Annotated in this window: 22 protein-coding genes; 12 read left to right on the top strand and 10 right to left on the bottom strand. The window is 42.4% G+C overall.

The features are described from left to right. Window positions 1-323 precede the first annotated feature (323 nt). From FNZ24_RS03370 to FNZ24_RS03360, 3 genes are all read right to left on the bottom strand, one after another. A complete protein-coding gene (locus FNZ24_RS03370; RefSeq protein ID WP_153913014.1) occupies window positions 324-797 on the bottom strand; it encodes a peroxiredoxin in 474 nt (157 codons plus the stop codon). Window positions 798-929: 132 nt separating this feature from the next. Next, window positions 930-1,475 (bottom strand): DUF2937 family protein, encoded by a 546-nt coding sequence (locus tag FNZ24_RS03365; protein ID WP_153913013.1) that lies wholly within the window; start codon window positions 1,473-1,475, stop codon window positions 930-932. 23 nt (window positions 1,476-1,498) lie between these two features. Continuing rightward, window positions 1,499-2,380 (bottom strand): LysR family transcriptional regulator, encoded by an 882-nt coding sequence (locus tag FNZ24_RS03360; RefSeq protein WP_153913012.1) that lies wholly within the window; start codon window positions 2,378-2,380, stop codon window positions 1,499-1,501. Between the two features lie 158 nt (window positions 2,381-2,538). On the opposite strand from FNZ24_RS03360, the gene FNZ24_RS03355 reads away from it, so the two are divergent. Further along, on the top strand, window positions 2,539-2,895 hold the full coding sequence (locus tag FNZ24_RS03355; RefSeq protein WP_153913011.1) for a hypothetical protein: 357 nt from the start codon (window positions 2,539-2,541) through the stop codon (window positions 2,893-2,895). A 54-nt stretch (window positions 2,896-2,949) separates the two neighbouring features. Here the strand turns inward: FNZ24_RS03355 and FNZ24_RS03350 are convergent, their stop codons facing one another. Continuing rightward, entirely contained in the window at window positions 2,950-3,876 is a 927-nt protein-coding gene (locus FNZ24_RS03350) for a permease (protein WP_153913010.1), read from the bottom strand. Window positions 3,877-3,992: 116 nt separating this feature from the next. Between FNZ24_RS03350 and FNZ24_RS03345 the strand changes: the two genes are divergently transcribed. Both FNZ24_RS03345 and FNZ24_RS03340 read left to right on the top strand, forming a co-directional pair. Further along, on the top strand, window positions 3,993-4,334 hold the full coding sequence (locus tag FNZ24_RS03345; RefSeq protein ID WP_153913009.1) for an ArsR/SmtB family transcription factor: 342 nt from the start codon (window positions 3,993-3,995) through the stop codon (window positions 4,332-4,334). After that, a complete protein-coding gene (locus FNZ24_RS03340; protein WP_153913008.1) occupies window positions 4,331-5,182 on the top strand; it encodes a helix-turn-helix domain-containing protein in 852 nt (283 codons plus the stop codon). The genes FNZ24_RS03345 and FNZ24_RS03340 overlap by 4 nt, the downstream gene beginning before the upstream one ends. A 62-nt stretch (window positions 5,183-5,244) precedes the next feature. Here FNZ24_RS03340 and FNZ24_RS03335 read toward each other — a convergent pair whose 3' ends face one another. The 4 genes from FNZ24_RS03335 to FNZ24_RS03320 all read right to left on the bottom strand — a co-directional run bounded on the left by FNZ24_RS03335 (window position 5,245) and on the right by FNZ24_RS03320 (window position 9,386). Further along, entirely contained in the window at window positions 5,245-5,784 is a 540-nt protein-coding gene (locus tag FNZ24_RS03335) for a dihydrofolate reductase family protein (protein ID WP_153913007.1), read from the bottom strand. A gap of 236 nt (window positions 5,785-6,020) precedes the next feature. Continuing rightward, window positions 6,021-6,563, bottom strand: a complete 543-nt coding sequence (gene hutZ, locus FNZ24_RS03330) for a heme utilization protein HutZ (RefSeq protein WP_153913006.1) — start codon at window positions 6,561-6,563, stop codon at window positions 6,021-6,023. Between the two features lie 47 nt (window positions 6,564-6,610). Next, a complete protein-coding gene (gene hutX / locus FNZ24_RS03325) occupies window positions 6,611-7,120 on the bottom strand; it encodes a heme utilization cystosolic carrier protein HutX (RefSeq protein WP_153913005.1) in 510 nt (169 codons plus the stop codon). A 229-nt stretch (window positions 7,121-7,349) separates the two neighbouring features. Then, window positions 7,350-9,386 carry a TonB-dependent hemoglobin/transferrin/lactoferrin family receptor gene (locus FNZ24_RS03320; RefSeq protein WP_153913004.1) on the bottom strand — a complete coding sequence of 679 codons (2,037 nt, stop codon included), beginning with the start codon at window positions 9,384-9,386 and terminating at the stop codon, window positions 7,350-7,352. Between the two features lie 353 nt (window positions 9,387-9,739). Here FNZ24_RS03320 and FNZ24_RS03315 point away from each other — a divergent pair, with 353 nt between their 5' ends. The 9 genes from FNZ24_RS03315 to hutW all read left to right on the top strand — a co-directional run bounded on the left by FNZ24_RS03315 (window position 9,740) and on the right by hutW (window position 20,983). Beyond that, on the top strand, window positions 9,740-10,498 hold the full coding sequence (locus FNZ24_RS03315) for an energy transducer TonB (protein WP_153913003.1): 759 nt from the start codon (window positions 9,740-9,742) through the stop codon (window positions 10,496-10,498). 20 nt (window positions 10,499-10,518) lie between these two features. After that, complete coding sequence (locus tag FNZ24_RS03310; protein WP_153913002.1) at window positions 10,519-11,298, top strand: MotA/TolQ/ExbB proton channel family protein; 780 nt, start codon at window positions 10,519-10,521, stop codon at window positions 11,296-11,298. Next, a complete protein-coding gene (locus FNZ24_RS03305; protein ID WP_153913001.1) occupies window positions 11,295-11,720 on the top strand; it encodes an ExbD/TolR family protein in 426 nt (141 codons plus the stop codon). The genes FNZ24_RS03310 and FNZ24_RS03305 overlap by 4 nt, the downstream gene beginning before the upstream one ends. A gap of 74 nt (window positions 11,721-11,794) precedes the next feature. Further along, window positions 11,795-12,697 (top strand): heme/hemin ABC transporter substrate-binding protein, encoded by a 903-nt coding sequence (locus tag FNZ24_RS03300; RefSeq protein ID WP_153913000.1) that lies wholly within the window; start codon window positions 11,795-11,797, stop codon window positions 12,695-12,697. Window positions 12,698-12,796: 99 nt separating this feature from the next. Next, a complete protein-coding gene (locus FNZ24_RS03295) occupies window positions 12,797-13,813 on the top strand; it encodes a FecCD family ABC transporter permease (RefSeq protein WP_153912999.1) in 1,017 nt (338 codons plus the stop codon). 190 nt (window positions 13,814-14,003) lie between these two features. Next, complete coding sequence (locus FNZ24_RS03290) at window positions 14,004-14,768, top strand: heme ABC transporter ATP-binding protein (RefSeq protein ID WP_228768366.1); 765 nt, start codon at window positions 14,004-14,006, stop codon at window positions 14,766-14,768. 219 nt (window positions 14,769-14,987) lie between these two features. Then, the gene (locus FNZ24_RS03285; protein ID WP_228768361.1) at window positions 14,988-16,835 is read left to right on the top strand and encodes an ABC transporter ATP-binding protein; all 1,848 of its coding nucleotides are present in this window, start codon (window positions 14,988-14,990) and stop codon (window positions 16,833-16,835) included. A gap of 492 nt (window positions 16,836-17,327) precedes the next feature. Further along, on the top strand, window positions 17,328-19,202 hold the full coding sequence (locus FNZ24_RS03280) for a methyl-accepting chemotaxis protein (RefSeq protein WP_153912996.1): 1,875 nt from the start codon (window positions 17,328-17,330) through the stop codon (window positions 19,200-19,202). A 392-nt stretch (window positions 19,203-19,594) separates the two neighbouring features. Further along, the gene (hutW, locus tag FNZ24_RS03275) at window positions 19,595-20,983 is read left to right on the top strand and encodes a heme anaerobic degradation radical SAM methyltransferase ChuW/HutW (RefSeq protein WP_153912995.1); all 1,389 of its coding nucleotides are present in this window, start codon (window positions 19,595-19,597) and stop codon (window positions 20,981-20,983) included. A gap of 816 nt (window positions 20,984-21,799) precedes the next feature. Here the strand turns inward: hutW and FNZ24_RS03270 are convergent. Both FNZ24_RS03270 and FNZ24_RS03265 read right to left on the bottom strand, forming a co-directional pair. Continuing rightward, window positions 21,800-23,002, bottom strand: coding sequence for a hypothetical protein (locus FNZ24_RS03270; protein WP_153912994.1), 1,203 nt, complete (start codon window positions 23,000-23,002; stop codon window positions 21,800-21,802). Window positions 23,003-23,071: 69 nt separating this feature from the next. Beyond that, on the bottom strand, window positions 23,072-23,509 hold the full coding sequence (locus tag FNZ24_RS03265; protein ID WP_153912993.1) for a hypothetical protein: 438 nt from the start codon (window positions 23,507-23,509) through the stop codon (window positions 23,072-23,074). Window positions 23,510-23,556 lie beyond the last annotated feature (47 nt).

Below are 23,556 nucleotides of genomic sequence, written 5' to 3'. Positions count from 1 at the left end.
CAGTGTAGATGTAGCAGCGAGCTTCCAAAACATGGATGTTTTGGCAGAGCTTACAGGGATGTACTTGTAGCGTCTCGCAGTTGTATCTACACATAAGGCCGCTTTTTTCACATCCATGTGAGCGCGACATTCCGTTCATCCTGAACATCCCAGCAGCAGGCAATGGATTAGATTGAACTGTGAGTTTAAAAAGATTTTCCAATACATAAAAGGTTATTGTGTTGAAAAAGCTTTTTAATCGTTATTCTTTAAATTCTATTGATCCACATAAAAAAACGGCCCGTTTAGGCCGTATTTATTAGATTGAGTCAAACTAGCGCCATTTATAACGCTGCTAATATCGCTTCTGCTGTACTCACTTCAAACGACTTTGGTGCTTCCACATTCAAAGTTGTCACAACACCATTATCGACAATCATGGCATAACGCTGTGAACGTACACCGCCAAAGCCAGCGGTATCCATGTCTAGTCCTAATGCTTTGGTAAAGCTTGCATCGCCATCGGCTAGCATGGTCAGCTCAGAGGCATTTTGCGCTGCGCCCCAAGCTTTCATCACAAAGGCATCGTTTACTGACACACAAGCGATCAAATCAACACCTTTGGCTTTTAACTGATCGGCAAAAATGACAAAACCGGGTAAATGAGATTCTGAACAGGTCGGCGTAAATGCACCTGGCACCGCAAACAGCACCACTTTTTTATCGGCAAAAAATTCACTCACATCGTGATTAAGCATACCGTCAGGTGTTAATTCAGATAATGTGCCAGCAGGTAACGCTTGTCCTTGTTGAATCATGTTAAATCCCTATTTAGTGTATTTGAGTGAGGTAAGCATAGAACGAAATTGGCTTCACAAACACCGATGGTTTGTATGGTTAATCATACAGTCCAATTAACTCAGTTATTCAGTTTTAGCCTTAGCGATAAATTAAGCTTCAAGTTTAGATTTGGGTTTAGATTTGGGTCTAATTGCACGATAGGCATGTTTGCAGCCTTTGCCGCAGCCGACGAGGCATAATTCGCAAGCGAGCGACAAAAGAAAACCTAGCACTAATCCTATGCCTATTGCTCGCGTATCAAGCATGATGGTATGACTAAAGTTATGCCAAACTTCTTGTCTAATATCTTCCATCGGCTCAAAAGCCACTTGTTCAAAGCTGCTATAAGCAGTTTGATTAAACTGATTCAGTGCACCACTGAGTAATTGATAACGTTGATAAATAGCTTCAATGCTATCGCCCCCAGCATTAATCACTTGGTCGGGGTTTTGTTGGTAATGATTAATGAGCTTGTCGAGATCGCCAGCAAAAAATCGGTCTGCGTCTCGCTGAAACTCAGCCAAGCTTAGCTTTGCCTCTTGAGTATGAGCTTGAAGTCGCTGGCCATATTGGTCCACAAAAGCAGGCACCTGTACACCGAGCAGAACCCCGCTAACAAACAAGATTAACCGCAAATAATCCATTATCGATTTCATAAATGCTACCTATTGTTAAACGCTTACAGCGTTAACTTGGGTTGAATAAAGTCAATGAAAGCAGAAATGCGCCGCGCAACAGAAGATGACTTGTAATACACCGCATTAACTTGGCGGCAGCCAGCATTTGCCAGCTTTTCAGCCTCTAGTATGGTGACCAAACGCCCATCGGCAATATCTTTATTAATCATAAATCCAGATAAACAACCAATTCCGTGCCCTGCCAGTACTAGCTGTCTAATGGTTTCACCACTACTGCAGGTCATTGTAGGCTCTGCGTTAAAGCCCCCTTTAAGGGGCCAATGGTTAAGGACTTTAGGTTCAGAAAAGCCAATCAAATCATGATTAGCCAATTCACCAATCTGTTGCGGCATACCGCGCTTTTGTAAATATTCAGGCGTTGCCACTAGATACAACATGCTATGACCTAATAAACGAGCATGTAAAGTCGAGTCAGCCAGTTCACCGATCCTGATTGCTACGTCGGTATGCTTTTCAAGTAAATCAACAAAGCCTTCATTAGAGGTTATTTCTAACTCGATATCTGGATAAGTTTGTTTAAATTCATGGATCAAGGGTACAAGCTGATGGAACACAAAAGGACTGGCAGCATTGACGCGTAAGCGACCTTTGGGCAAATCACCACGGCAAATTAGGTCATGTTCTGCTTGATTCAAACACTGCAGCCCTTTACGAATAGCATCAACAAACTGGCGACCTTCATCAGTTAATTCCACACGTCGAGTGGTGCGATTTAAAATAGTCACTCCCAGCTGTTGCTCTATTCGAGCTACCGATCGAGATACCCGTGCCACTTGAATATCTAAATGCTCTGCGGCTGCAGAAAAGCCGCCGCTATCGACCACAGTTAGCAATATTTCTAAATCATCTGAACGCGTCAGCATATTAGTCCCACCCATTTATACTCGCTTAAGCTGATACAAAGTGCTTATTCATTCACAGCTTGAATACTGCTATCTTACTCTTACGATGAAGCACTACAATCGCCCTAAAGCGGTCAAAGCTAGTCATCAATATGGACATTACATTAAAGGATTAATACATGAAAGCCGCGATTTTTTTACCACTATTAGCAACACTTGCTCTGTCTTCACTGACACTATCCAAATCAGCCACTGCTGAGCCATTAAATCCAGAGGCATTAAGTCCAGAGCAAATGGATATGGTTATCCAAATGTCAGTTAACCAAATGAAAGCAGAAGGTGAATTTGCCCAAATGGCGACTTGTACCAATCAAACTGAAGCCAAAGTGGAATCAGTATTTAGCTCTGTAATGCGAACGTGTGTAGAAAAACATATGATTGATCAGGATGACGCTAAAACAACCGCCTGTTTAGTATCAAACTTTTCAGAAAAGCTGGGGATATCAGCCGAAAAATTTACTGCCTGCACAGAGTAAAAACAAAAAGCACTCACCACAAGTGATGAGTGCTTAGTTTATTCTCTAATACCGTTAGAAAATAAACTGGTACAAGAAACCAGCACTGATTGCCATCGATACAATGACCACTAAGAAAGCAGCAATCATTTGATTTTTAAATATCGATTTAAGCAAAATAACTTCAGTTAAGCTGGCACCTGCACTACCGATAATCAATGCCATAACTGCGCCAAGTCCCATGCCTTTTGCCGCTAATGCTGCACTTAACGGAATGACCGCTTCAGCACGAATGTATAACGGAATACCAATCACTGCAGCAACCGGAATCGCTAATGGGTTATCTTCACTAGCAATGCTGGCAACAAATTCTGTTGGCATAAAACCGTAAATCAATGAACCAATCGCAATACCACCTAATAAATAAGGAAGTACGGTTTTAAAGTCAGACCAAGTACTGTTCCAAATTTTACGCCATTTGCTGACTTGCTGAGTTTTAGCACCACAACCACTGCCACAACCTTTTGATTCAGGTTCAATGTAAGCTTCTGGTTTTACATATTTTTCAAAGCCAAGTTTTTCAAGTGCGTAGCCTGCAATGACAGATACACCCATCGCCATCACAAAGTAGAACAGAGTCACTTTAAGACCGAAGGTCACCGCAAATAAACCAATAATAATTGGGTTTAGCAGCGGGCTGGCAAATAAGAACACCATCATAGTGCCAAAACCGGCTCTAGCGCGTAATAACCCTTTTAAAAAAGGAATCGTTGAGCAAGAACAGAAAGGCGTAATCGCGCCTAAAAATCCAGCAACAATATAGCCTCGACCATTTTTGCCACTCAAAATACTTTGAATTTTTGCTGGCGGAATATACTGCTGCAACACACCAACAAAATAACTAATGGCCAAGAAAAGTATTGTTAACTCAACAGCCAAAAACACAAACATGTCCAGTGTTTCTTTAAGCATATCCATATTAATGAAGTTTGAATCGAACATAATTTTATTTCCTAAGTTTTACCATATTTCTAGAATAGTCGAAATATATGCCTTTAAACTGGATAGATCAAGTTATTTCTAGTAATATCGAAATATATTTTCCTTAGGAGTTAAACATGGAAATTGAAATTGTCGCTAAAGCATTGAAAGAATTAGGTCATCCCACTCGTTTGACGATTTACAATAAAGTTGTGCGTACTGGGTATCAGGGGATTGCGGTGGGCGAGTTACAAGAAAGCCTAGCCATACCGGGTTCGACACTTTCACATCATATCTCTAGTCTTGCCTCTGCGGGACTGATTTCTCAGCGCCGAGAAGGCAGAACCTTATTTTGTGTGGCTGCATTTGAACAACTTGAGTCGGTGATTGGTTTTCTGCAAGATGAATGTTGTGCCAACGAAGATTGCAATGATGCGCCACTGCCTAAAACAAAAGGGAAAAGGAAAGCCACTGCATGAAAGCCTGGCTGGTCGCCCCAAAAAATGAACTCATCAGCCAATATGTCGAATGTTACTGGTTTATAAAGACCTATGCAGATGATGAACATCAATTAGATCAGCCCAAGCTTAATCCTGATGCTTGCGGGCACCTTATTATCACCCCTGAAGATCAGCCTTATCAGTTTGCAGTGGACGAGCAGACAGTGACCGGCAGCGGCAGCCATTGGTTGTTTCCTTACAACCACACTTATACTTTAGATCACAGTCGGCCTACGACTATGCTAGGAATTAAGTTTCATGCAGGGGCGCTTTATTCAGTCAATACTTCACCTAACCCTGTGCGAATTAATGAGATATCAGCTGTATCATTTGCAGCATTAATTCAGCAATATCATGATGATCTCAACCTAGATATTGATGCACTGTTAGCACAAGGTGAGTTTGAGTCACAGCAATGTGCAGCGCAACTTGATAGCCTCATCCTACCTTGGCTGCAGCAAGCTAATGAAGATAAACACAGTGCACTTATACGTAAAGCGCTCGCCCTTAAACCTGAAGTGACCATTGCGCAAATGGGCCAACACTTACATTGTTCTCAACGCACACTGGAACGCAGTTTTTTGCGTGTTACAGGCATGACATTAAAGCAATGTCAGTCTATTAATAAATTAGATATGCTATTAACTCATTTGTCTAAAAGTCAGCAGGACAAGATTGATTGGAGTGATGTGGCTTTGCAGTTTGGTTTTAGCGATCAACCTCATTTGATCCGTTACTTAAAAAGCGCCATTGGCAATACCCCTAGTGAGTATGTCAAACAGCGCGATTTTGTGGTTGATATTTATGGTGATTACGAATCATCTTAAAGCCATATTCGATTAAAATACTCGAAGCTAATGTTCTGAGCTAATGCTAGAAGTTTAAGTTATTAATCTTCACGTACCCGCACAAACTCATTCGTCACTAAACAGCCTAAATGTTGCTGGCTGCTGGTATGCTTAAATTTTAGCGGTGCAGCTAACTCACCAAATAAAGAAATACCACCACCTAGTAGAGTCGGAATAGTGGTAATAATGAGTTCATCAATTAGATCTTGCTTTAAAAAGTTTTGAATCGTCACGCCACCATCAATATACAGTTCGTTAAACCCTTTAGCATTTAACTCAGCAACCACCTGTAGCAGTTCATCTTTAACGATAAACACTTTATCAGCAAGCTCAGCAGGTACTTTAGTTAAGGTATTGCTAAGTACGAACACAGGTTTGTGATAAGGCCAGTCACAGTCAAAACTCATCACCTTTTCATAAGTGTTACGACCCATAACCAGTGCATCAATGCGATCCATAAAAGCATTGAACCCCATGTCTGAACCTTCAGGGTTCGGGATTTCGTGTAACCAATCAAGGTTATTATCCTTATCGGCAATATACCCGTCTAAACTGGTGGCAATGAAGACAACATTACTCATAAGCTTGTTACCTTTTAATATTTTATAACCATTAATTGGAGATTGATTTTAGCAGTTTCAGTTAAGTTTAGATTATATAAATGATGATAATGAAAGGCATAAAGATTGATTTTCAACTCATTGGCGAAGCGATTCAGCAGAAACAATACTCACCTAATTATGACTGATTTCTAATCAAAAAAAGCCCGCTAAATTGAGCGGGCTTTTCGATAATAGGGGTATGATTTAACTCAAACTTAAGCTTGTTCAGCGACCTGCTTTGGAGTGCCATGGTGGCCATCGCGCTTCCAATCAACGTCCAATAGTTCAGCACCTGAAAGGCTAAATGCTTGGCCAAATCCTTTTACGTACAAACCATGGTGTGGATTTAGTTTAAATAGATTGAAATCTTTTAATACCGCCAAGTTATCAATCATTTCACCAAATCGAGATGACAAAGCTGCCACACCTTTAGTGAAAGTATCCGTGTCTCTCGCGACGATTTCAGCAGTCGCATCAAACGTTAACCGTTTACGAGCAAACACGCTTTTAGACTCAGACTCATCTTCAACTAACATGACTGATAATTTATCAGACGCTTTTAAATTAGTGCCATGACGAGCAAGTTCACTGACTAGAATATAAAAACCATCATCTGCAAGGGCGAAAGGCGCATAGCTGGCATTAGGTACACCATCAGCATCTTGTGTCGCTAACTGCAAAGTAGAACGTTGAGTTTTAAATTCTTCAATTTCTGGCAGTAACTTCTCACGTAAGCGTTGCTCTTTATCTGTCGACATCACACATTCCTCTTATCTTTTTTATCTTTATAATGGGCTATTAAGGATTATGCCGCTGCAGCGACACTGGCTTTTAACGCCTGAAAGCGCTCAACTTGATCGCTTAATAGCACACGTTTTTTATCTCGACCTAAGTACACTTTGAATACCACTTCACCTTGAGCACCAAAGAAATTAATTGAATGACTCTCTGTGCCTCTAAATGGCTTGCTGATAAGGGCAATAGCACTGATGTCATCTAACTTTAAGTGGCCGTGTAAGCCTTCACCTTTAGTGATCAAGTTATAATAACCATGGGCATATTTACCTTTAGGAAAACTGCCTTTAAATTCAAAAATGCTGCCTGATGCCGACACGATAGTGGTCATGTTGCCCCACTCAGGTAGTGACGCTAATAAGTCATCTTTTTCTGTCAAAGGTAATAATGCCAATTGCTCAGCGGGTAGCGCGCTCACCACTTCAAACTCAGTGATTGAAAGCTCTGCTGCCACTTGTGCAGGCATAGCTGCAGGGTTATCTGCTAAGTACTGTTTAATTTGTTCTACTGATACAGCCATGGAATATCTCCAAATATTAAAAAGCCAAAATCACGGACCCTTGATTCACAAAAGCTGGATTCACAAACGCTAGATTCATAAATGCTAATTTTTGCAAAAGCCAAATCTTGAAAAAGCCGCTCAAACCCAAAGGGCCTGAGAGGCTTATTTTCATGAGATAAAACCGCAGCTTACTCGCGCCGTTTTAGTCTCATTCCCGATTAATTAATCCGCTCAAATGGCAATAGGATTAAAACGAGTAACGCGCTGACAATTTGAAATTCCTGCCTTGTTCATACAAGGTTTGCCACGCTTGGCGATATTCCTCATCACCGATATTTTCAACTGCGAAATCAACACGTAAGCCTTCGAAAGCCCCCATTGCAGGTTCCCAAGCTACGTATACATCCCACAATTTGTATGAGTCATATTGCTCTAAGTTGTCTGTCGGTAAATCATCTTGTTCAGCAACATAAGTGAATCGAGTACCAAACTTCATATCGCCTTCCATAATGGATTGCGATAAATCTAGGCCCATCTTTTTAGCTGGGATATTAGATAGATACTCGTCAGACTCTTTATCTTTACCTTCAGTTTGACCATAGTTGAAAGTCAAACGAGTTTGCTTATAACGGTAGCGAGTGGTGAACTCAAAACCGGTTAATTTAGCTTCGTCCACATTGTCCCAAGAGGTGGTTTGCTCAAGTCCCGGAATTCCATAAAGCGGGTTAGACACTGACTGTTCAATGAAATCATCAACATCGTTTCTGAACGCACTTAAGGTCACCACTAACTCATCGTCACCCGCTAAGTCAGAGAAACGCATGTCTGCTTTGATCTCTTTGTTTTGCGCTTTTTCGGCTTTCAGATCTGGGTTAATTTCAAAGGTGTTACATAAACCGTCTGGCAAGAAACCTGGGATAGAAGGAATACAGTAATGTGTACCTGTTGAGTACATTTCTTCCATGCTTGGTGCACGGAATGCTTCGTCGTAACGTGCACTTAAGGTTAACCAATCAGTGGTCTTCCACACTAAGCCAACAGATGGTGTAAACGCATTGTCGTCAGACGATTGGTTTAAGTTGTTACTTTCATTTTTGAAGGTGTCGTAACGTACTGCAGCATCTAATGCCAAAGTATCAGTTAGGCTAATATCAGCTTTAGTGAAAGCTCCCCAAACCGTAGACTCACCGTCGATATCATCAGGACGTTCGCCAGCTTGGCCATTATCGTCACGAACGGTCTTAATTGTGTCTTTGTAACCATCAACACCGTATGTCAGCACGGTATTGCCAAAGGTCGAGCTGTTATTAAGGCTAAAACCTATGGTGTCGTATTCAGTGCTATCAACTTGGTCTTTAGTGACACGGTCTTCGTCGTAATTGGTGCTATTCCAATATAGCGTCGCGTTTAAATCCAACAATGGGTTATCTGTTGGGCTTAAGCTGTAATCTAAGGTCACATTTTGATCTGTGGTGTTACGTTGAACTAATGGTACTGAGCTGCCCACGTTAGTCGCTGGGTTGCTCGGTACTAACTCGTCCGTATCTGAAAAACGTGCAGAAAACTGTAGACGCTGATCATCGGTTGGCTCCCAACCTAATTTAGCTAATCCACTGGTGGCTTCTGATGCACTGTTTTCAAGAGTTTGGTCGTTACCAATCTTGATGTTGTTGCTGTCGTGGTAGCTACCACTTAATAACCAATCAATATTGTCAGCTAAACCATATAAGGTACCGCTGGTTTTGATTTTATCGCCGTTAGTTTCAAAGCCTTGCTTGACGTAACCACCAAACGTATCGCCTTCGTCTAAGAAGTCTTGTGCCGATTTAGTGTTTTGTGCAACTACACCACCAATAGCGCCACTGCCCCATAAACTACTTGCTGGGCCACGAACCACTTCAATTGATTGTAGTAACTCAGGATCCATGAAGTAAGTGCCACGGTGACCCGAATTAGTATTTTGACGAGCACCATCAATTGTCTGTAATACTCGTTGACCACTTAAACCACGAATTTCAACACCTTGAGATGACGCACGTGGACCGTTGGTAACACTGACGTTAGCTTCGTTTTTAAGTGCATCAGCCACTGAGGCAGGCTGAGACTCTTGCATTTTTTCTTCGCTAATCACGGTAACACTACGACTGGTATCAGATACTTTCTCGCTAATGCGAGTGGCGGTAACTAATACTTCATCAAATTCGGTAACTGTTTTGCTTTCTTGCGCATATGCGGTGGTACTGAAAACCATTGCCATTGCTACTACGAGTGGCTTCTTGGTCATGATTAAATCCTCAAATAAAGTACAAAATTCAGCTTAGCTCGCGGAAAGTAAATCAAACTTTGTTCTGATAAAAAGCTCACCGCTCAATTAAGAAAACGTAAGCACAAAGTGTTATTACTGCCTGACTAATTGCCGCACTTTACCTGAGAACAAAACTTAGATCAAATGAAAATCATTATCATTTGCGATCTCATTACCAATGTTGTATGTTTAGGCACATATTGATACTAACTATTATTAAGTGACTGTAATTACTAGCTTTGTAAAGATTGTAAAGATTTTCAGCTAACTAATTGCTTTACCTAGTAATGATTAATATTTCATCGAATTGCTGTTGTAGAAGAATGTAAATCATGACACCTAAACGATATCTTGCTTTCGGATGCTTAACGATTTTAATCCAAGGCGCTGTACTCGCTTCGCAAAATACTGAAGCGGAAATTCAGTTAGCTGAAGGCTCAGCAATGGGCTCAAGTCAGTCAGTAAGTGTCATGATTGCTATGCAGGCAAGTGCGCAGCCAAGTCAGCCAGAAACCCACAAGAATATCGAGCCAACGCCAGACCCGAAACCTGAGCCTAAAGCTGAGCCTGTGGTTAAACCTGCGCCTAAAAAGCCTGTTGTAAACAAGCCCGAGCCAAAGCCTGTGGTTGCCAAAGCGGAAGTCATTAAACCTGTCACTCCAGAGCCTCAACCTGAGGTAAGTAAGCCAGAGCCGGTCGTCGCGAAAACTGAACAGCAAAAAGATCCATCAGAAACTGAACTTGCCAGTAACGAGGTCAGTGCAGCACATAATCAACAACAAGTTGATGCCAAACAGGGCGTTACAAAACAAACGGTTGCTTTGCAACAACCGACCTTTTCAGCACCACCATCTCAACCTAATTACCCTCGTAAAGCACGTAAGCGTGGTTTTGAGGGCACCGCGACAGTGGAAGTCATGTTCAATCAAATTGGTGAGCAACTCTCGCTCACCCTAGTTAACAGTTCAGGTTATAGCCTACTTGATGCCGCAGCTATCGATGCGGTTGAAAAGTGGAAATTTGCTGCACCTTCACCACAAACCGCTTTTGCTTACACAGTAAGAGTGCCAGTGAAGTTTGCATTAAATTAATCTGAACAGAGGAAGTATTCATGTCTCAACCACTTTATCTTGAACTGTCTCAACAACTGGGCTACCTAACATGGCCTTTGTTTTTCTGCGGGTTTATCACTTTGCTTATCGTGTTAGAACGATTTGCATTAATCATCAATGAACTTTCCAAACGCGATGTTTGGTTAACTGAGTTACGAAAGCAAACACGCAGCGCCACATTGGAGCAACGTCAGCAGTTGATCACCCAGTTAAGCCAGGGCCGTAGCATGTTAGCGAAAGGCACTGCTTTGCTTTTAGCCCATGGCGATCAAGACCGCGCCATGCGTGAAGAAATTATCAACCTGTGGTTGCTAAAACAAAAAGAAAAGCTCCAGTCTGGATTACGCGTACTGCAAATCATTGGGGTAATCACACCGCTACTGGGGCTATTAGGCACAGTATTAGGCCTGATAGAAATGTTTAGCCAATTAGGCTTATCTGATGGACCAGTTACCCCATCTCAACTAGCAACTGGCTTAGGTTTGGCAATGAATACCACTGCGGCTGGGCTTATTATTGCCGTCCCCGCCATCACCATGGCGCACCTGTTTACCCTTTGGGCCGAAAAGCGCTGCAATAAAATTGCCCACGCCTTAAACCAGCTAAACCTGTGGTTAGAAGGGTTTGATCAAGCCTTACATATTGGCTCAGATACTCATGCAGCGAATAACGGCCAAGTCAGCTCGAAAGCAGTAAGCCAGCAAGGCAGTAAAAAGCCATCCCGTAAGGAAAACCAAGCTGTGTTAGCTACTGCTTGCCCTGTGGAGAGTAACGGATGATTGGCTTAGATAATGCCATCGGTCAATCGGGGGCTCAGTCGAGTATGGGCATTGATTTAACCCCACTTATCGACATCATTTTTATTGTGTTGGTGTTCTTGCTACTTACGGCAAATACCCAACTGCTGACCTTACCTGTGGATGTACCTACTGAGGCAGATTCAGAGCTAGTTGGCTTGTCACAACAGCAGCATATCGCTGTCAATATCATGGATGAAGCGCCGCATTGGGCATTGGATGGAGAGCAATTTGAACAATTTGATCAGTTCGAAGTTGCCTTTATCAGTGCATTTAATGCCTCACCTGAACTCAATGTTGTCGTTGCCGCAGATAAAAATGCCCCCGTACAACCTTTGATGACAGTGCTGGCCTTATTGCAGCGACAACAAATCAGTAATACCCAGATTTTAATGGAGCCTTAATGACCTTGTTTTAACGAGGTTGGCCACACAAACGATTCATTTGAGCCTTTATTTTATTTATTCGGAGTCTAGTTATGCTCAAGCAACAAACACGTCATTCTAAAACCGTTTTATTCGCTAGTTTATTCGCCATCACTGGCGCAATTTCAGCAGCGATGTTCAGTCAAACCGCTATGGCTGAACAGCGTGTTGTCAGTGCAGGTGCAGGTATCACTGAGTTAGTCATCGCATTAGATGGCAGCGAAGAGTTAGTGGGCGTAGATTCCACCAGCCAAGTCCCAGCTGAACTCGACTCAGTGGCTAAACTTGGTTATCACAGAATGCTATCTGCAGAGGGCATTCTAGCCTTATCGCCAACCTTACTTTTAGGCTCAGATGCCATGGGGCCAAAAAACACGTTAGAGGTGCTATCTAGCGCGAAAGTAAACGTTGTTTCGCTACCGAGCGCCGATACTAAGCAACAACTACTGAAAAACGTTGAACAGATTGGCGAGTTATTAGAGAAGCAATCTCAAGCCTCAGCATTAACTCAGCAAATAGAACAATCTTTTGTAGAAATTGAAAGTAAAAAGCAAACCATTGCCAAACAAGGTGATGCACCTAAAGTATTGTTTTTACTACTTCAACCTGATCGCCCTGCACGCGTGGGTGGTGATAACACCGCAGCCGATATCATTATTAATTTAGCCGGTGGCAATAATATCGCTGGTTTTGATGGCTATAAGAGTGTGTCTCAAGAAGGCATCTTAGCCCTGCAGCCAGACGTGATTTTAATTTCTAATCGCAGTGAAGATGTGGCAGAAGATCCTGCTGAAAGCCTATTAGCGCATATGCCATTATTGGCTCACACCCCAGCAGGTGAGCATAAGTTAATTAAAAACTTATCAGCCCAAGCACTGTTAGGTGGCTTAGGTCTTAGTGCTGTAGAAGCTGCAGATCAGCTTGCCAGTGACTTCATTGAAATTCAGCAACGATAGTTCGCCCAGACAAACCTTGCGCTCACAGCAAACAAAGTGAGCGCAGTGATGTAGCACATACTATCGACAGTGATACGGTTAAGCACAGTAGGAAACATCATGGAAAATCAACGTTGGCTTTGGCCTTGTTTACTCACCGCTTTGGTGATTACAAGCCTGTTGTCTGTCAGCATCGGACCATTACAAATCAGCCCTGCCACCAGCTTTAACGCTATGGTGAATTGGGCCACAGGCCAAGAGCTGGCTTCGGTTGCACCACATGAACAACTGGTGATCAATAACGTCCGTTTACCACGCACCTTGTTAGCATTAGCCGTTGGCGCCACATTAGCGCAATGTGGCGCTGTAATGCAGGGATTATTTCGAAACCCATTAGCAGATCCAGGCATTATCGGTGTGTCGTCTGGGGCGGCATTAGGTGCTGCGATTTGTATCGTGCTGTTTCCTCAAGGCGGTGAATACCTAGTGGCCTTTAGTGCTTTCTTTGCTGGCCTAATTACAACTTTGATTGTGTATCGTTTGGCCTCAAGCCCGAGCGGTACTTCAGTGGTGTTATTACTGCTTTCCGGTGTCGCAGTTGCAGCTTTGGCTGGTGCAGGTATCGGCGTACTTACCTATATGGCCAATGACATGGCACTGCGTGATTTAACCTTATGGCAAATGGGCTCTGTGGCTGGTGCTCAGTGGCATTATGTCATCTTAAGTTTGATCGCCTTAGCGGTAATAAGCTGGCAGTTTCATCAAAGCGCTAAAGCCCTTAACGCATTATTACTGGGCGAAGCAGAAGCTAGACACTTAGGGTTAGATGTCGACAAGCTTAAGTTAAAGCTCATAGTTTTATGTGCCATTGGCGTGGGCATTGCGGTTGCCGCCACTGGGATTATTGGTTTTATTGGCCTTGTGGTTCCTCATTTAGTCAGAATGATGATTGGACCTGATCACCGCTTACTCTTGCCATTAAGTGCCATGTTGGGTGCTGCAATTTTAGTGGTTGCCGATATTGGTGCTCGCTCAATTGTCGCCCCTTCTGAACTCCCAGTTGGCCTTGTTACTGCACTGTTAGGTGCGCCTTTCTTCATTATTTTATTACTCAAGCAGCGCAATAAGTTGGTGTAATATGTTGAGAAATCTAGAGCTAAAATCAATGCTAAAGACACATAAATCAGCACCTGAGCTATCGGGTTTAGAACTTGCTGGACTCGATAGAACGGCCATATCCCGTACCAGTAAAGACAGCGTGATATTCACACCAAAATCAGAGACATCTGCTGAAGAAACTCAATCCAATAATGCATTAAATAAGTCTGTGGTGAGTATCAATAATCTGTCAGTGCATATTGGTAAAAAACCAGTGCTCAACGACATTAATCTTGAAATCAAACCTGGACAAGTGACTGCATTATTAGGTCCTAATGGCGCTGGTAAGTCGACCTTGCTCAAAAGCTTATGCCAAGAAACAGCGCTCTCTTCTGGTGATATTTCCATGTTTGGCAAACCATTACTTGAATGGAACAGAGCAGAACTTGCCAAGTCACTAGCAGTATTACCACAACACGCCTCGCTGACTTTTCCCTTTAAAGTACACGAAGTGGTGCAAATGGGTTTATACCCATTAACCATTGGCCAGCAACAAGGTTGTGACCTCGTCGATAAACAGCTGGAACAAGTTGCATTATCAGCACTTAAGTTTCGCAGTTACCCCACTCTTTCTGGCGGGGAAAAACAGCGGGTGCAGTTAGCTCGGGTATTGACTCAGCTGGCTCAAGCACCAAGCAATCCCATTCTATTATTGGACGAACCCACTTCTGCATTAGATTTGGCTCAGCAACATAGAGTACTTGAGCTTGCGCAAACCTTAGCTCACCAGCATAACTACAGTGTAGTAGTGGTATTACACGACTTGAATCAAGCCTGTCGTTATGCCGATAGATTGGTTGTGCTAGAAAAGGGTGAAGTGGTGAGTGATGGTGAACCTCACACTGCGCTGACGGCAGATATCATTGAGAAGGTTTGGCATTACAAACCCACTTTAGTTGTTGATCCTAAAAGCAATCTGCCGTTAATTTTTTAACGGTTTTGATGGCTTAACTTCATAACTTAACAATCGACAGTTTATTGAGCTAGAGCCTACTGTTCTTTCAAGGTTTTCTTGCAGCGAATTGTGGGGCATTTTTACAAGGCAGAGGCTTTCTTATGTCGTTATTCTACATAAGAAAGTCGATAACGCAGTAAAAATGGCCAGCAAACGCTATCTCAAATTTTTGCTGTCATGCTCCAAAGGACACTAGTTTTGGCTCAACAAAACCCCCAACACAATAATCAAACCAAAGCACACTTCAAGCAAGAGCAATCAAGGCTAAACTGGACTTGGTTAAAGCAAAAAATCGTGACTCATAAACGTCAGCTTATTCAGGCAAACCTGATTGCTGTATTAGCGACGTTATTAAGCTTACCAATTCCTATGCTTATGCCATTATTGGTTGATGAAGTACTGCTTGGACAAACGGGTTGGTTACTCAATAATTTACATCCAATTTTGCCCGAAGTTTGGCACAAACCCAGTGTCTATATTGTCATTGTGTTACTCGCCGTTATCTTGCTTCGATTACTGACCATGATCACCCAAGTAATACAGGCACGCGAGTTTACTAAAATCGCTAAGCGGATCAGTTTAGATGTCCGACAACGTATGCTGATGCAATTACCTAACATTCAAATTAGTGCATTCGATAAGTATGGTAGTGCTGGGCTTGCTTCACGATGCATTACCGATGTCGATACGGTTGAGCGATTTGTCAGTGACACTCTTTCACGACTCATTATCAGTGTGCTCACCATTGTGGCCATTGCCAGCGTGTTGTTGTGGCTGAATTGGCAATTGGGATTGATGATCATCTTGCTTAACCCTCTGGTGATATATTTCTCATCACGCTTCGCGGAGCATGTGAAAAGCTTACGCCGCAAAGAAAATGCCGCCACCGAAGCTTTTCAGCAAGCGCTTGTAGATACCGTCGATGCCACTCGCGAACTTCGTTTAGCTCAGCAAGAAAAGCACTATTATCAAAGAGTGTTTGGCTTAGCTTCAAGCCTTAGTCACCATGCCATTGCTAATCAATGGAAAACAGATGCATTAAATAAGCTCAGCTTCACTACCTTCTTACTTGGTTTTGAATGCTTTCGCGCCATGGCTATTTTTATGGTGCTGGTATCTGATTTAACAGTGGGACAAATCTTTGCGGTATTTAGCTACCTTTGGTATTTAATGGGGCCAATACAAGAGTTGCTCAATATTCAATATGCTCGATTTGGCGCCCAAGCTTCAATGGAAAGACTGAACAACTTATTGGATTTAGACGTTGAACCGACTCAGGAAAATTCAGATTTATCCCAAACTGAACCACAAGGCTCTGTGACAGCTAAAATCAATATTGATTTCCACAATGTCAGTTTTGGCTTTGAACAAGAACCGCATTTATTCAAGCAATTAAACCTAAGTTTAGCGGCTAATGAATCCGTCGCATTACTGGCAATGAGTGGTGGTGGCAAGTCAACGTTAATCAATTTGTTATTGGGCTTTTATATGCCTCAATCAGGCAGTATCAGCATTAACGGCCAACAGATGTCTGACTATGGCATTAACCGATTTCGTCAACAGGTGGGCTATGTTCCCCAACACCCTAAGTTGATTGCAGGCAGCTTGCGCGATAATTTGACCTTTGGTGTTGAGGTAGATGATGACACCTTATGGCAAGCACTCGCTCACGCAGAGTTAAGCGACACAGTCTCTCAATGGGCTGACCAACTCGACACTGATTTAGGTCGTTCCACTACGCGTCTTTCTGGTGGCCAAATGCAACGTTTAGCCATTGCTAGAATGTGGATAAGCCAACCACAAGTGGTCATTTTAGATGAAGCAACATCAGCCTTAGATGCGGTAACCGAAGCCAAAGTGCTCGCAAATCTCACTGAGTTTTTGCAGCAACGCACCTCAATAATTATCGCTCATAGACTGAATAATTTACGGTTGGCAGACCGAATACTGGTTCTTGATGATGGCAAAATCAGTCAGTCAGGCACTGAGCAGCATTTAAAGAACCAACCAGGGCTATTCAAACAACTCTATGTAGACGTGAGTTAATTTCACTCGTTATTCATCAGCAGTAAACCATCGTAAATCACTTAAACGTTTAGGTGGTTTACTGCTAGGGCCTGTTGAACTTTGCTGCAAAAACAACCTTGAAAGATCAACAGGCCCTAGTAACTTATAATTCAGCCTTTAGCTATTCCTGCAAGGTAAGCAGGTTAAAGCGCCTTCCTTAAAGCTCTTAATTTAAGGCCCTTAGCTTAAAGTGCTTCCTTAAAGAGCGTCCTTTAAAGAACTTTGCTTTCAGTGTCGCTTTAACCCCTCTGCAGGATAATGATTTAGTCAGTAATTTTCAGCAATGAGTACGACTTGTATCTATGCCGTAGCTCTCTCGTTATCACCATGTTTAATTTGGTTATTTAACAATCCAGTTGCTATTAAAACATACAAAACTATGCCACTATCCGCCGCCCAAATTAGCTCTGTAGTGCCTCGATAACCGACGTCATTACTCTGTTCCACTATTCACGGATATTACCGGTTAATATGAAATCCTATTCGTTAAAACAAAAAATCCTTGTTCCTGTATTAGTTGCGCTTTCAATGGTTATTGCTTTGCTTTCTTGGCAAAGTTACTCAAATCAAAAAGACATACTTCTGCAATCTAACCTTGAGCAAGTACAGCGCTTGAGTGGTCAACAAGCAGAACGGATCGGTGATTGGTTTATTGGTAAAATAGGCATCATTTCAGCATTAGATCAATTGGTGCATGATGAACATGCAGTAAAAGCACTACAGCAAGCAGAAGCATCTGGGCACTTCTCTTCAACTTTTTTTGGTAAATCGTCAGGTGACATGCTTGACTCAGATCCTACGATTGACAATACAGGTTACGACCCACGTACAAGACCTTGGTACCAACAAGCAGCAAGTAGCAGTAATGCCATTATTACCAAGCCTTATATTGACTTTACTACCCGTAACCTTGTTATTACCCTCGCTAAGCAAACCCATAACGGCGTGATTGGCGGCGATCTTTATATCGATGACTTAGTCGATGACGTCAACAGAATGAAGCTACCGTCAGACGGTTTTGCCATCATGATGCATAAAGACGGTACCGTTATCGCCTATAAAGATGCCGGCAAGGCAATGGGGCATATTAGCGCGATTGATAAAGATCTAGATTACAATTTATTAATTCAAAACCGCTTACCAAACCAACTTATTCCAATTCATTTTGATGCTGAAGGACGAGACAAATTAGTCTGGGCTGAAGATATTCCGAATACAGATTGGGAACTCATTTTAGTGCTAGATAAACAAACTCTTGAAGCGCCATTAAGCTCACTGTTGCTTGCCCAACTGGGTATATCAACCTTAGTGCTTGTCGTTAGTATGATGGTGATTTCATGGTTAATGGGTCAGCTTTTAGCACCTCTTGCTCGTGTATCTCAAGCATTAGCCCATATCGCCGATGGTGATGCCGATTTAACCCAACGTATTAAAGTGGACTCACAAGATGAAGTTGGAACTTTAGCGATTAGCTTTAACCGCTTTGTAGGCAGCCAACATCAGTTGATTAGCCAAATTCGCGAGTTAGCAAACAAGTTAGATAAACAAGCTGATGACAGCCTAAACAGTAGCCATTTGGCAGAGAAAGAGCTGCAAGTTCAACAACAAGAAGTCACTATGGTTGCCACAGCCGTAACACAAATGGCCAGTGCGACTCATGAGATTGCTGCCAATGCAGAAAATACTGCCACTGCAGCCCAACAATCAAGTACCAGCAGCCAGCAAGGCCAAAGCTTGGTTGATAATACCCGCCAATCAATCACCCTTTTAGCGGATGAAGTTACTCAAGCAACCGATGTGATTGGCGAGTTAAGTCGACATGCCACTGCCATATCTAGCATCCTTTCGACCATTCAAGGCATTGCTGAACAAACCAATCTACTTGCATTAAACGCTGCAATTGAAGCGGCTCGCGCAGGCGAACAAGGGCGTGGATTTGCGGTAGTTGCAGATGAAGTTCGAGTATTGTCTCGACGCACCCAAGATTCAGCGCAAGAGATTTATGAAACCATCGAAACCTTGCAGCAAACCACATCCAATGCAGTCACTTTAATGCAAAGTAGCCAAGCATTAGCCGGCAACAGTGTAAATGATGCTAACGAAGCCACAGTGGCGATTGAAGAAATCACTCAAGCTGTTGCCTTGATTTCAGACATGGCTAGCCAGATTGCCACCGCCGCAGAAGAGCAAACCCAAGTAACTGGGGAAATCACTCAAAATACAGTGGCGATTAAAGACGTAACCGACGATATCACTAAAGCGGCTGAGTTTAGTGTTCAAAAAGCCAAAGATCTCAAAGTTCAGGCTAAATCACTCAATGACTTAGTCGCGACGTTTACCTTATAAGATTAAAGCCAATAAAAGTCATCACTTAAAGCCCAGTAGCAACAATGAATGTTATTGGGCTTTTTATTACTTGTTTATTAAGATTTGATAGTTGCTTTATACTCCCTATCCCTAAAACACTAAGCCCTTTCACAGCAAAGTTCTTGAAACAGCTTGAAGCATTTACCACTTACATACTCACCATTTAAATACTCAGCGCTTAAAACGTTCAGGGCTGGCTTTAAAGCGATTTAGCAATTTTTAAAGCTAGGCAACAAGCATTGCCAGATAATTCAAACTATCAGCCAAAATTTACAATGCAAAGCCAGCAAACTTGATCTATCCCTTAAAAAGATCAAATGATAATGGTTATCATTACAGGTAATTGTTTTTCTACCCAGCTGAGAGTCATCATGATACTAACCTCGACCATGACAGGTATTGCTAGCCCAGATCCATTACAACATGCCTTTAAGGTTAAAAGCGCTCCCCATGCTGGTCGCAGTGGCAGTAGACCGCTTCAGCTAAACGATGACTTATGGCAACAATGGTGGCAACAACCCACTAAGGCTGAAAAAAGAGCTTTATACATTCATGTGCCTTTTTGTCGCAAGCGCTGCAGCTTTTGTAACTTCTTTGAAAATGGCGCGAAACCTGAGCGCATCAGTGATTATATGAATCGCCTGTGTCAGCAACTCACTATTGCAGCCCAAACCCCTTTAGCCCAAAGCCAGCCTTTTGATACCGTTTATGTGGGTGGAGGCACGCCGACGGATATCAAGGCGGAAGAAATTGCAGCACTAGGAAAAGCAATCCAGCAGTTTCCATTAACAGCAGATACAGAAATCACTCTCGAAGGCCGACTCAATGGCTTTGATGATGATAAATGGCATAGCGCACTTGATAACGGCTTCAATCGCTTTTCGTTTGGCGTACAAAGTTTTGATACTGAAGTGCGAAAAGCCGCTGGCCGCTTTGATGATAAGCAAACATTACTGGATAGAATTCAGCAGTTAAGCCAGCATCCAACGGCAAGTATTGTTATCGACCTTATTTTTGGTTTGCCTGGCCAAACCATGGAAATATGGCAACAAGATATCGACGCGGCCATCGCTTCTGGTGCTCATGGGGTCGACTTGTATCAACTGATTGGTTTAGGTGGCACTCGCATCGACAAAGCCAGTGAAAAAGGCAAAATTCTGGGTACCGATACCAGTGAATTTCAAGCCGACAGTCAAACCCGTGCCAATATGTATGCCTATGGTGCGAACAAGTTAGAATCAAATGAGTGGCAGCGTTTATCCAGCTGTCATTGGCGCCGAGACGATCGTGAGCGCAGTATTTACAACTCACTGGCTAAAAGTGGTATTGAAATCTTACCCTTTGGCGCTGGCGGAGGCGGTAGTATTCACGGCCATGGCATGATGAATGCCAGAGATTTAAGCGAATGGCATCAAGCGCACGAATCACAGACATCAGAGTTAGCATCGATAAAAGCACCTGTAAAAGACCCTGTAAGAGTCCCGGGAATGGCATTAAGCCCTAATCCATCAGCCGCTTTTGATGCGGTATTTAAGCGCGGCCTCGACTCAGGAGTTCTGGCATTCAATAAAGTAGAGGCAGAAGTACTGGCTCACTTACAGCCATTATTTGCAGCTTGGCAGCAAAATGGTCTTGCGACACTTGATGATAAAGCGCTTAGCCTCACGCTTGCAGGCAGATTCTGGAATGTAAACATGCAAACAGGCTTGTTTGAGTTTTTGGCTACCAACCCAATCGCTGAGGCGAAAATCGCGAGCTAGCATACGAGTGGAGCATATAGTTCAGCGGGATTTGAGTCGCTTTCAGGCGCGGATTTGATAATTTATCTGATTATGAATGTGATTTTTGATGATAAAGTTTGATCACTTCCAAACTCACTTTTGGACAGAAACGTTTTAAGAACAACAATTTTATACCTCATATAAATTGGGCTAGTTACTCAAGACCATTATTTCAATCTAACCCATTGCCTGCCGCAGGCTTATGTGCAGATACAACAGCGAGACGCTGCAAGTACGTCCCTGTAAGCTCTGCCAAAACATCCATGTTTTGGAAGCTCGCTGCTGCATCTACACTGGGATTATTGTCTCTTCGATTTAAACTTTATTCGCGTCAACTTAAAGATAAAAAAGATACAAATCTAAAAGGCACCATTTGAATTGAGGACGTTGAAGAAAATAGCGTGAGCCTGACAGGACGTCAGGCTAGCTTTCGTCGGGCCATGGACGGCCCATCGGAAGCGTTAGCATTTTCGAATAAGGCCGAAGCAGTCTACAAGCGAGGTTGATAGCTGGATCAATCCCCGTTGAAAATATGCGCTTTTCAGCATTTTTCGATAGGGGCGGCAGGGTGTTCCAAGAGGGTATTGCTGTTGATACCCTCTTGGTCTGGTGTGGGCGAAGCGCCACGACCTTGATTTAGGTTTAGATTCGATTCAAATCTAGAAATTATTAGCTGACTACAGCTGTTAACAAGTTTTGGGGCAGAAACGTTTTAGTGCTAATATACTAAAACGTTAATTTGAGATTAGAAAAAGTATCTTGATACCTCGAATTTTACACCTATTTTAAACAAGACTATTTCTTCAGGTATTTCTGAAGCTTGCGCTTCATAAGGTTTGGTGTGACTTTTTCATGGTGGTAGACATATATTAAACTAACTCCATTCTCTTTACATAATCGAGCTTTACGGACATCACGTTCCAAGTTCTTTTCGTAAGCACCTTGACCACCAAAAAATTCAACTGAATCAGTATGCTGTTTTCCTTGATACTCTATCGCTAATCGTAGTTCTGGTAAGTATACATCAAACCTTTGCTTACCAAGCCAAGTTGGTGAAGCTTCTCGAAGGATACGTTGCTCGATCATTAAATCCTTGGTGAATAGGAAAACTTTGTTCTCATTTACCCACTTTTGTCTCCCAAGTGCTTGCTCAAGATTATCACAAATCCAACTCCAACCAGATTCGTGCTTCTTTCGTTCAGCAAACGCTTCATAGGAATAATGCAACGATGGGGAAGGTTCTCCATATCGAATAATGCTTTCTTCAACACCGTTTTCTTTAATTACGCACAAATGACAAATGTCTTTTAATCTAGGCAAGCTTACTAACTCTGAAAGCATGAATCGTTCACTGTGGTAACTATCATGGTTAGAAGCTTTTTTAGGGTCAGAAAGTAACTCTTCATGAAACCCTTCCGTGCATGAACACAAATACCTTTTACCGTCACTTTGGTTTACAAACGTCATTTCATTGTGAGCACAACTAAACAAGTCATACTCACATAGATACAAACCTTCAGGTGAAAATGTTTCCTCTAGCAAAGAAAGGCAGTTGATTGAAAGCTTACTTCCGACGTCTAGTCGAGGCAATTGAACACGTAGATCTGAATAGGTGTAGTTAATTTGCTTTTTTAGTTTTTTTGCAAAAGTTGGTTCAAAAATTTGATTATCGAAGCAATTCAAAACTGGTGCATATTCGAACACGCCATCTTCAAAATTTCTCTTTACTTTTATAGTTATAGATAGATTCAAATCAAGTTCAAAGTCTTCAGTAGAAGCCAGAGAGTGCCCATATAGAAGTGACGTTTTATTATCAATGGAGCATTCAGCATCAATCAACAAATTATTGAGAACCCTATCATCACCACTCACTTGATTAGAAAGGCACTTTTTAAACGAGTACAGTAAGCAGTCGGTAAATGAAGCATATGTTTTTTTCTCTAAACTATTAGCTATTTCATTTTCGAGACTTTGCTGGCTTAACGTTATGTTTATCACGAACTGCTCCATAGCTAAGATCGTACAGGTACGTTTCTGGATATAGAAGCTAACCGAAGTCAGTAGAAGTTAAGGTTGGCTGTATATTTTTACACCTTCACTGAGAATGAATTTAACCGCCTCTAATGCTGCCATCTTCCCCGTCTCTTTTACTCCTCCTTGCAAGATATCTCCAACAGGCTTCTTCTGTGTCAAAGAATCAGGCATCGAACTTAATGCTTCAAGGCCTTTAGGAGACAGCCTGATCCCAGTAGCATTCATGGTGGCACGTTCAGAGTGAACAGGAAACCTAGTCCAGAGATAGTCAGCCTGATACAGCCAACTCATGGTATCTCGGCAGATACCCTCAAGAATGACGAAATTTTCTTGATAGTCCGATTTGTCATAGTATAGGGATACTTGATGAGCAATCTGTCTATAGTCAAAGTCCGTTTCATTAGGAAAATTTTTATAGCACTGACCTAATATCTCGGAGACCGTCAGATTGAACATATCGATATTTTTCACGATTATCTCCCAACTACTATTCGACATCTGCACTATAGTTTCATTAT

It is taken from the genome of Shewanella sp. TC10 (assembly GCF_009663145.1).
Classification (GTDB): domain Bacteria; phylum Pseudomonadota; class Gammaproteobacteria; order Enterobacterales; family Shewanellaceae; genus Shewanella.
This window is presented reverse-complemented; position numbering and strand designations above follow the sequence as displayed.

What these genes read in the sequence shown, in the direction of transcription:
- FNZ24_RS03370 (WP_153913014.1), bottom strand. Translation starts at nt 797, where the DNA reads ATGATTCAACAAGGACAAGCGTTACCTGCTGGCACATTATCTGAATTA.
- FNZ24_RS03365 (WP_153913013.1), bottom strand. Translation starts at nt 1,475, where the DNA reads ATGAAATCGATAATGGATTATTTGCGGTTAATCTTGTTTGTTAGCGGG.
- FNZ24_RS03360 (WP_153913012.1), bottom strand. Translation starts at nt 2,380, where the DNA reads ATGCTGACGCGTTCAGATGATTTAGAAATATTGCTAACTGTGGTCGAT.
- FNZ24_RS03355 (WP_153913011.1), top strand. Translation starts at nt 2,539, where the DNA reads ATGAAAGCCGCGATTTTTTTACCACTATTAGCAACACTTGCTCTGTCT.
- FNZ24_RS03350 (WP_153913010.1), bottom strand. Translation starts at nt 3,876, where the DNA reads ATGTTCGATTCAAACTTCATTAATATGGATATGCTTAAAGAAACACTG.
- FNZ24_RS03345 (WP_153913009.1), top strand. Translation starts at nt 3,993, where the DNA reads ATGGAAATTGAAATTGTCGCTAAAGCATTGAAAGAATTAGGTCATCCC.
- FNZ24_RS03340 (WP_153913008.1), top strand. Translation starts at nt 4,331, where the DNA reads ATGAAAGCCTGGCTGGTCGCCCCAAAAAATGAACTCATCAGCCAATAT.
- FNZ24_RS03335 (WP_153913007.1), bottom strand. Translation starts at nt 5,784, where the DNA reads ATGAGTAATGTTGTCTTCATTGCCACCAGTTTAGACGGGTATATTGCC.
- hutZ (WP_153913006.1), bottom strand. Translation starts at nt 6,563, where the DNA reads ATGTCGACAGATAAAGAGCAACGCTTACGTGAGAAGTTACTGCCAGAA.
- hutX (WP_153913005.1), bottom strand. Translation starts at nt 7,120, where the DNA reads ATGGCTGTATCAGTAGAACAAATTAAACAGTACTTAGCAGATAACCCT.
- FNZ24_RS03320 (WP_153913004.1), bottom strand. Translation starts at nt 9,386, where the DNA reads ATGACCAAGAAGCCACTCGTAGTAGCAATGGCAATGGTTTTCAGTACC.
- FNZ24_RS03315 (WP_153913003.1), top strand. Translation starts at nt 9,740, where the DNA reads ATGACACCTAAACGATATCTTGCTTTCGGATGCTTAACGATTTTAATC.
- FNZ24_RS03310 (WP_153913002.1), top strand. Translation starts at nt 10,519, where the DNA reads ATGTCTCAACCACTTTATCTTGAACTGTCTCAACAACTGGGCTACCTA.
- FNZ24_RS03305 (WP_153913001.1), top strand. Translation starts at nt 11,295, where the DNA reads ATGATTGGCTTAGATAATGCCATCGGTCAATCGGGGGCTCAGTCGAGT.
- FNZ24_RS03300 (WP_153913000.1), top strand. Translation starts at nt 11,795, where the DNA reads ATGCTCAAGCAACAAACACGTCATTCTAAAACCGTTTTATTCGCTAGT.
- FNZ24_RS03295 (WP_153912999.1), top strand. Translation starts at nt 12,797, where the DNA reads ATGGAAAATCAACGTTGGCTTTGGCCTTGTTTACTCACCGCTTTGGTG.
- FNZ24_RS03280 (WP_153912996.1), top strand. Translation starts at nt 17,328, where the DNA reads ATGAAATCCTATTCGTTAAAACAAAAAATCCTTGTTCCTGTATTAGTT.
- hutW (WP_153912995.1), top strand. Translation starts at nt 19,595, where the DNA reads ATGATACTAACCTCGACCATGACAGGTATTGCTAGCCCAGATCCATTA.